This window comes from Peribacillus sp. CSMR9 (assembly GCF_033141925.1).
Taxonomy (GTDB): Bacteria; Bacillota; Bacilli; order Bacillales; family DSM-1321; genus Peribacillus; species Peribacillus simplex_A.
The window spans coordinates 1-7,256 of record NZ_JAOPHO010000110.1 but is presented as its reverse complement, the minus strand read 5'-3'; the positions used below and the strand labels follow the sequence as shown (position 1 = coordinate 7,256).

Here is a 7,256-nt window from a genome sequence, read left to right as displayed (position 1 = left end):
TCTTTTTGGTCATCATTGGGATTGTAAGCATCTTTAATAATAACAATGAACCAACAGAGAAAATGACCCAAGATGAAACCAATTTTCTTGTACATAACGATATTTGACCAAATGGCATTTTAACCAGGAGACGTCCATATACTATTTTTAAAGGAGGAAGGAAAATGGTGTATAGACCTACCGTAAGATACCCGGACGTTTATAAAAATTATATAGAGAATGTGTATAAAGCGACCGATCTAGATCGTAATCAAATTTTCCGTTTGGCCTTATTTGTTGCCGCACATTCAAATGAGTATAAAAGTATCCTCCAAAAACATAAAATTGCTGACGTCCCTCTCCCCTGCCCGGATTGGGGGCGGGATGAAGAAGGTTGCTGGAAAGATCAAAACTATATTAAAAAACAGAATCTAGCCCCATTCAAAATCACTGAACAGGGTGGAATTAAGATTATTTTGGGCTAATTATTTCTTTTTAGATTCATTTGTGCTCTTTACGTAATGTAGCGTGGATGCCTTATTAGCAAGCTTTTCAGCCAGTTCTTTTGAAATATCTTTACTCATTTCGTATCACCTCACTTAAAAAAAGCCTTGCCACAATCCCTAGCAAATATACCTCCCTCCACTCTTGGCATAGCGTAACGATGTAACCAACTGACCAACCAACCCAAAGAAAAAGACGATTTTGAAAGGGGAATAGCAAATGGGAAAGGTTAACCATTTGAATCCAGTTCTCTCTACTTCTAAAAAGAAAATACTTGAACCACAAAAAAGGAAAGTTCGTTCGGATAAGCTACATGATATAAAAATCCCCATAGCCGAACCCGTGGACATGATATTAAGACGAGAATCCCGACGATACTGGAATGGCTCTAAAACAGCCTTGGGAACGGAAATACTGTTATTTGGACTTGAAAAGGTGCTCGTATATCCTGACGTCACCTATACAGACCAGCCTTACACGGTTCATTGCAAAGTAGATCATGAAACTTATCAAAAGATAGGCGATTATGCGGCCGTTTGGAAATGTAGCGTTCGAAAAGCAGCTCATCGAATATTTGTAGAAGCATACAAAAAAAAACAACTAGGGGGCGTAACCGATGGGGAAATATAGCCAAGCCAATCTTATAGATGAAGAACTATCTTTGATCGGATCATCAAACTTTATCGGAAAGCTTCTCCATAAAGTAAATAAATCTTCAACCGTCTTACTGAGTATAGACGTCCCCTTAAATCTATTTCTAAGAGCAGAAATTTTCTGTGAAGATATTCAAGACCTATCAGACATGCATTTCGAACAAAACGACTTAATGAATCTTTTATATAATGACTTCTTACTTTTTGCGAAAAAGCATCCAGACTCAAAGGCTTTATTCCGGTTGATCACCTCATTGGATCATTATGCTGGTAAAAATTCAAGACTTGAAAAGTCTGGGGAATCCGCTTTCAAATTAATCCATATAGATAAGAATCAAGAAATGAAAACCTTGAATTTGAGCATGAGAAGGAAATTTGCCTTACGTGGAGAGGTGTTGCTTGCTGATATGGAGGAAGTTCAGCCTGGACATAGCTACACACTAGAAAAAGTATTTGAGCTTCTTTATATAGACTTTATTGATAAATTTCGAAAAGGTAATCATGAGGGTGTCGTAGAAAATATCCTACGTTTGCTTGATGAAGAAATCGATTAGAAAGTACACGAAAAGCTAATCTTTTAAGGAACACATTTGAAAGGGAAAATCCATTAACCTCAGTCTAAATCACAAATTATGAACATAGGCATTCACAATACAGTTTGCAAAAATAAATGAGCTTGTAGAAGTTTCTTCAAGCTCATTACCTATACTTTTCGTTGTTCAACTATCGCTACCTTCGTTAACCATCAACTTCTCTTCTAGTGCATACCATAAACGGACTATTCATCAAACAATGCTTTCATCAATTATTACTCCAAAATAATCTGATAACTAAACTGCGGAACAAGTCCTATCTATTTTTAGTTTTTGTAGCAACATTTGACCTGGCCGGTGGATAGTTTTCTTTTTTTCGGACTGTAACACTCACAGTTTTTGTCTGATGTGTAACATAAGCCCTTTGAGGGAATATTATATTTCGAGCAAGGTAACTTAGTCACCAATAGCATACCACCAGCGATCCTTGCTCTCTGCTTCATTTTAATTACAAAATTTTTTATGTCCTCAATCTTTTTTGCTACAAACGTTCTTTTGCTTCTCGAAATAACTGATCATTCATCACCCTACAATATTTATGTCAGTGCAACTAGATGCATTTATTTTTAATAATTGAGATGATGCTCCGCATGATATGTTAGGGAAATCTTCAAAAAAAATAAGCACCGTTTAGATGCTTATTTTGCGTTTAACCACTCTTTCATTTTATCTAAACTGACTGTATACGGACGTTTAATTAAATTCCTTTCATAACGGGACAAGGTACTATGGGAAATTCCCATTTCCTTAGCAGCCTCTAAAATACTTAATCCTCGATCGGTTCTTTCCTTATTAATCGTCTCAGGGGAAACCTGTTTTTCTTCAACCATCTCCCTGGTTGCACCAGTCTCCCTGTCCGTCATACCCTTCAACATAGTTAATAAATTCTCTGTATCATAGTCCTGATCCTCAATCAATAATAAGTCCTGGTTATCTCCCATTCCCGTGATTTCATAAGGTGGGATGATTTGGACACGAGCCTTTAACCAGGTGTTAGCGAACCAATTTCTCTCCTGTTCTATTTGCTTCTCAAGGTTATTTTCCTTATAGCTCCACCCTTTAATTATTCCATCCTGCTGTAGGGTATCCAATATTTCTTCAAATTGTTCTTTAATCCTTGAACCATATCTAGGGTTCACGTCCAAATCCATAACTTTTAAAAGTCCTTTATCTCCCCCAATATGATAAGCCCTAAGATAATCCGCACTCTTCTGTCGAATTCTCCATTGCCAGGATAGGTACCTGGATAACCGTTTATGGTACTTTTGCTTAATTGGATGATATTCGAGAGTCTTTAATGCAAGAAGCCCACTGCTCCTTTGAGAACCGTACAAGAAATTGGCAAGCAATTCCCCCGGACGAATGCTACATTCATAAATACCAATCGGGTTATCCCCCCGGTAGGCTACCGTCACGCTATCCACCAAAAACAAGGGATTGAACTGCACTTGTCCAATTTCTTCAAAATCTCCCTGATCCTCATTGATGAACCTCAAATTCTCTTTTTCAATTCTGATCCATATCGTTGTGAGTGCGGCCAACCTTTTCATGATATCATCGCGCTCTTTTTTTCGATAAGACATTTGATAGCCGTCTAAATCTTCCTTCCGACCTTGCAATCTTCTTAGATTCAAAGCATCATCCGTATGGAAATGAATCATTTGGTCCTTATGAGTAGCTTGCTGCATCCAAAGAATCGAGACGATATCAAAAATATCTGCGGTTAAGTCATCCATCGAAGTAATGGCTTGAGAAGTGAGGTTTTTCCATTGTTCGATGGCTACATTTGATTTTATCATCAGATAATCATTTTCTGCCCTCACTTCTGCCGTCGCCTCTAACGCCCTTTCTGCAATTCTTGCAGTAGGAATCTCAGTAGCAATGTCGAATTCATTTTTACTGATAGTCTCCCTTAATTTGTGAAATAATAAGGCCGAACCGGACTCGGCAAAATTTTGATTCAACAAGGCATTTATCACTTCTCTGTTGTTAGACTTTGGGGAATGGGATAAATTCTCTTCTCCCACTGTCTGTATATATGGAAGTACAAAATTTCTAATTTCTTCTATGTAATCATCGACCCATTGTTCCATATTCTCGAATTTCAATCCATAATCTTTCACTAAGCTATCCAAAATAACAAAAAATGCTTTTAATGTTTGGCTAGGCTGGTAATCATCTTGACCCGACATAAGATGATTGATATCCATTTTCCATTCGACATAGATTTGAGGATAATCTGGAAAAATCGTTTTCATGACATTCAAAAATTTTGTTTGCAGGGTTTGTAGCATTATTCTTTAACCCACCCTTCTTTTGACTCTATGTCTTCAAATGAGTACTGTTGGACGTAATTTTGAAAAACAACTGTTTCCAAAATACCCAAATCATGTAGAATGCTAATTGACCCAAAAGAAAGAAACTGAACTATCGGTTTTTTCTCAAGGATGGCATTTTTCAACTGTTGGACGTCCTTTTCATAATAAAGGATATAATTTCCTGTCTGTTCCTTGATGTCCTTAGGGGAATAGCTGGTATCTTTAAAAGGTTGATTATACGTACATTCATAGACCATCTCACCTTTTATATAATAAGTACTGACACCAAGATCTTTCCCAGCCTTATAAAATTCGATTTGTTTTCGAAACCAAATGGGACCACTATATAAATGGACCACTGGTTTAGGAAGCACGCCACGCAGTTGATATGTTGAAACCTTTCTCCGATCCCATCCGAGAATTTCCCCCACCTCTTTAACTCCTACTAAAAAATCCATAGCTGCTCCCCTTTTAATCTAGTAATATGGTAATTATGAGTGAGAAGTGTTGCTTTTGTCAACACATCGGTTTAAAGTGCAACTTCTGTTATTTTGACGTTTGCTTTCACAATGTGCACCATAACACTTGTTCTCTGCAGCACCCTAGCTCTATTGCTTATTTAAATTCCAGACTAGCTCTTGACTATCTTGTTTTAAATCTGACGTTTCCTCTCACAATATGCACAAGTCTCTTTGTATGGTTTTCTTGTGTTTATTTTCACCAAACCTGGTGTGAATTTAATTCCTTCTGTTCAAATAAAAGGGAAGATAACGCTTACTCACACACATTTTTGTGCAAGTTTTTATAATACTTGTTCTATTATAGATGGGCTTTTTCATAAAAATATTGTTATACAGCGATTCTTTCAACCCTATAATCATCAATACGATGACGTTTCCTTTCACAATGCGCACACCATTATATGGGATTGCAACTTCCCCTTCTTTTGGACGTTTGCTCTCACAATGTGCACACAAAGATAAGGGATGCAGGTTTATCTCACGTTAACAACATCCCATAAGCTCGACGCACTCTTGCACAACTCACTCATCCATCATAAGCTGTGCAACTTTTTCTCATTTGACGTTTCCTTTCACAATGTGCACAATGCCCTATATTTGATCTGAGATTTTTTAATACATTTTTGATAAACCTACTCCCTATATCTCCAACAAATTCGGAAAACATTAGGAGCCCCACACAAAATAATGCCAAAATTAATCTTTTTTTGTTCTAAAATGATGTATAATGACGTTTGCTCTCACACAAACTTGCACATATTTTTGTGCGAGTTTTTTTATTTATGCCCATTTATAGATGGTCTATTTTATAGAAACATTGATATATCAACGTTTATCATAATTTGTTAACTATCAATTCATGACGGTTCCTTTCACAATATGCACAAACTGTGTGAAAAAAATGACGTTTCCTTTCACACAAAATTTTTTAGAGTTTTTCCCAACCCCTTGCCCCCCAAGGGATGAGCACAGGTTGTGCAACTTTGAAAATCCCTTAATAAAGGAGACCAATTCCTGTGTTTCCATTCTGCTATAATTCAAACTAGAAAAATTGACGAGAGGAGGGCCTAAAATGAAAGAATCCAGGATAAGAATTGATGGTTTTAGAATGCATCACGCCATCTTAAAAGAATTCCATTTTCTTCGTGATCAGTCGTTTGAACGCCCTCCTGCATCTGCTTATGTTGTATATTTGACCATGCTAAACCAGTTACAAGTAGAACAAAACCAACGAGGCATGCTAAAGGAATATAATCTTTCTTACTGGGCAAAGAAACTTGGAATTTCTTATTCTACCCTTTGGGGAGGAAAAAGGTTCTTAGAAGATCATCATTTTGTGAAAGAGGAAATCCACGAAGGGTTACCTGTTATCGTGTTAAAAGATGTTGATAAGTATAATACGCCTGAACTTAATGGTGTAACTCTCAATTACCTAATCATACCGCATGCCCTTTTTGAAACGAATATTTTAGCAGAATTCGTACGTACCTCGAACCCTGAAGGAATCGAACTGCTCTTATCATTACTTAACCAGTTCCGGACTGGTCTCTCTTTTAGCAAGACAGGTGAAATGGATAAAATCAAACAAGAACGGACAATGAAGACACTTAAACTTCAACTAAACAAAAATGCAAAAGGGGTTCGTAAAACCTTAAGCGTTTTAGAAGCTCTCTTTTCCATCGAATTCACAGGGATAGAGATTCGTGGCAAGCAAATATGGATAAAAAAAGCCTCCTTTTCCTTGAAGCCGGAATGCGTGGAAGAAAATACGGATGAATTCAATGTCAACGCCCTCATGGCGAAACTATCAAAGGAGCTAACTTACTTCTTTGATGGACATCAAATTAAATTTAAAGCAAGGGACCAAATTGATGTCATGATTTCCTTTAAACAGGAGGTAATGAATAAACTCAACTATCTTATGGATGAGGACTATGAAAGCTTCACCATACGTGATCGGTTCATGAAAAATTTCTTTTTACAAACAATGGATCAGATAGGAATTCATATACATACAGAAAAACAACGAAAAGGGTCTTTCCATTTCTACTCGATTGGCGCCTTTTTCAGAATGGCCTTTAGAAAGTACCTCCCTGGGGCCTTAAAAAAAATTCCTTATGAACTAATCCATGAAGCCAAAATCAGAGAATACACCAAAACCGGCCAATCGCCAGAATTACACGGTGTAATTTAAATAGCTTAACCAGCCTTGTGAAAAAATAGAACATTCACAGGGCTATTCGAATATACTCAAAAAAAGTATAGAAGCGTTCCCATATAACCAAAACTTTTCCTTCCCTCTTCTGCTACAGTTTTTGGCAGAATCTATGAGAAGGATTATTTTTTTACGTCTATCACTTTCCGAATATAGCCTTGTGTAATAGTGGATATTTAAAATATCATCCTGTGTATATGTAAATATATAAAAAAAAGACCTGTGTATATGTGACTTCATTTACATTCTATATGTGGGAAAGTGGAAACTCTGTTATAACAACACTTAAAAATGGCTAGAACTCTTGTCCCTCAAGGGATATACCTAACAATTGAAAAATGCCTATTAGTTCTGTTTATTTTATTAAATATGTTTTCTCTATTAAATATGCTTTTTTTATTAAATATGTTTATTTACGAAATAAAATCAGGTCAAACAAAATTATTAAATATAAGGTTAATATGAATAATATA

At 36.4% G+C, this 7,256-nt stretch carries 6 protein-coding genes; 4 read left to right on the top strand and 2 right to left on the bottom strand.

Annotation, left to right across the window (positions count from 1 at the left end; genetic code table 11):
• Positions 1 to 164 precede the first annotated feature (164 nt).
• The 3 genes from N9I19_RS23435 (at position 165) to N9I19_RS23425 (ending at position 1,690) form a co-directional block, all read left to right on the top strand.
• Positions 165 to 464: a hypothetical protein gene (locus N9I19_RS23435; RefSeq protein WP_317779149.1), complete on the top strand. Its 300-nt coding sequence runs from the start codon at positions 165 to 167 to the stop codon at positions 462 to 464.
• A 238-nt stretch (positions 465 to 702) separates the two neighbouring features.
• Positions 703 to 1,113, top strand: coding sequence for a hypothetical protein (locus tag N9I19_RS23430; protein ID WP_317779148.1), 411 nt, complete (start codon positions 703 to 705; stop codon positions 1,111 to 1,113).
• Positions 1,100 to 1,690, top strand: a complete 591-nt coding sequence (locus tag N9I19_RS23425; RefSeq protein WP_317779147.1) for a hypothetical protein — start codon at positions 1,100 to 1,102, stop codon at positions 1,688 to 1,690. Before N9I19_RS23430 ends, N9I19_RS23425 begins: the two co-directional genes overlap by 14 nt.
• 677 nt (positions 1,691 to 2,367) lie before the next feature.
• Here N9I19_RS23425 and N9I19_RS23420 read toward each other — a convergent pair.
• Positions 2,368 to 4,023: a helix-turn-helix domain-containing protein gene (locus N9I19_RS23420; RefSeq protein WP_317779146.1), complete on the bottom strand. Its 1,656-nt coding sequence runs from the start codon at positions 4,021 to 4,023 to the stop codon at positions 2,368 to 2,370.
• Complete coding sequence (locus tag N9I19_RS23415; RefSeq protein WP_317779145.1) at positions 4,023 to 4,505, bottom strand: hypothetical protein; 483 nt, start codon at positions 4,503 to 4,505, stop codon at positions 4,023 to 4,025. The genes N9I19_RS23420 and N9I19_RS23415 overlap by 1 nt, the downstream gene beginning before the upstream one ends.
• A 1,135-nt stretch (positions 4,506 to 5,640) precedes the next feature.
• Here N9I19_RS23415 and N9I19_RS23410 point away from each other — a divergent pair.
• Positions 5,641 to 6,762 (top strand): hypothetical protein, encoded by a 1,122-nt coding sequence (locus N9I19_RS23410; protein WP_317779144.1) that lies wholly within the window; start codon positions 5,641 to 5,643, stop codon positions 6,760 to 6,762.
• The last annotated feature ends 494 nt before the right edge of the window (positions 6,763 to 7,256 follow it).

Excerpts from the sequence above, each read along its gene's own strand:
- N9I19_RS23435 (WP_317779149.1), top strand. The coding sequence starts at position 165 with ATGGTGTATAGACCTACCGTAAGATACCCGGACGTTTATAAAAATTAT.
- N9I19_RS23430 (WP_317779148.1), top strand. The coding sequence starts at position 703 with ATGGGAAAGGTTAACCATTTGAATCCAGTTCTCTCTACTTCTAAAAAG.
- N9I19_RS23425 (WP_317779147.1), top strand. The coding sequence starts at position 1,100 with ATGGGGAAATATAGCCAAGCCAATCTTATAGATGAAGAACTATCTTTG.
- N9I19_RS23420 (WP_317779146.1), bottom strand. The coding sequence starts at position 4,023 with ATGCTACAAACCCTGCAAACAAAATTTTTGAATGTCATGAAAACGATT.
- N9I19_RS23415 (WP_317779145.1), bottom strand. The coding sequence starts at position 4,505 with ATGGATTTTTTAGTAGGAGTTAAAGAGGTGGGGGAAATTCTCGGATGG.
- N9I19_RS23410 (WP_317779144.1), top strand. The coding sequence starts at position 5,641 with ATGAAAGAATCCAGGATAAGAATTGATGGTTTTAGAATGCATCACGCC.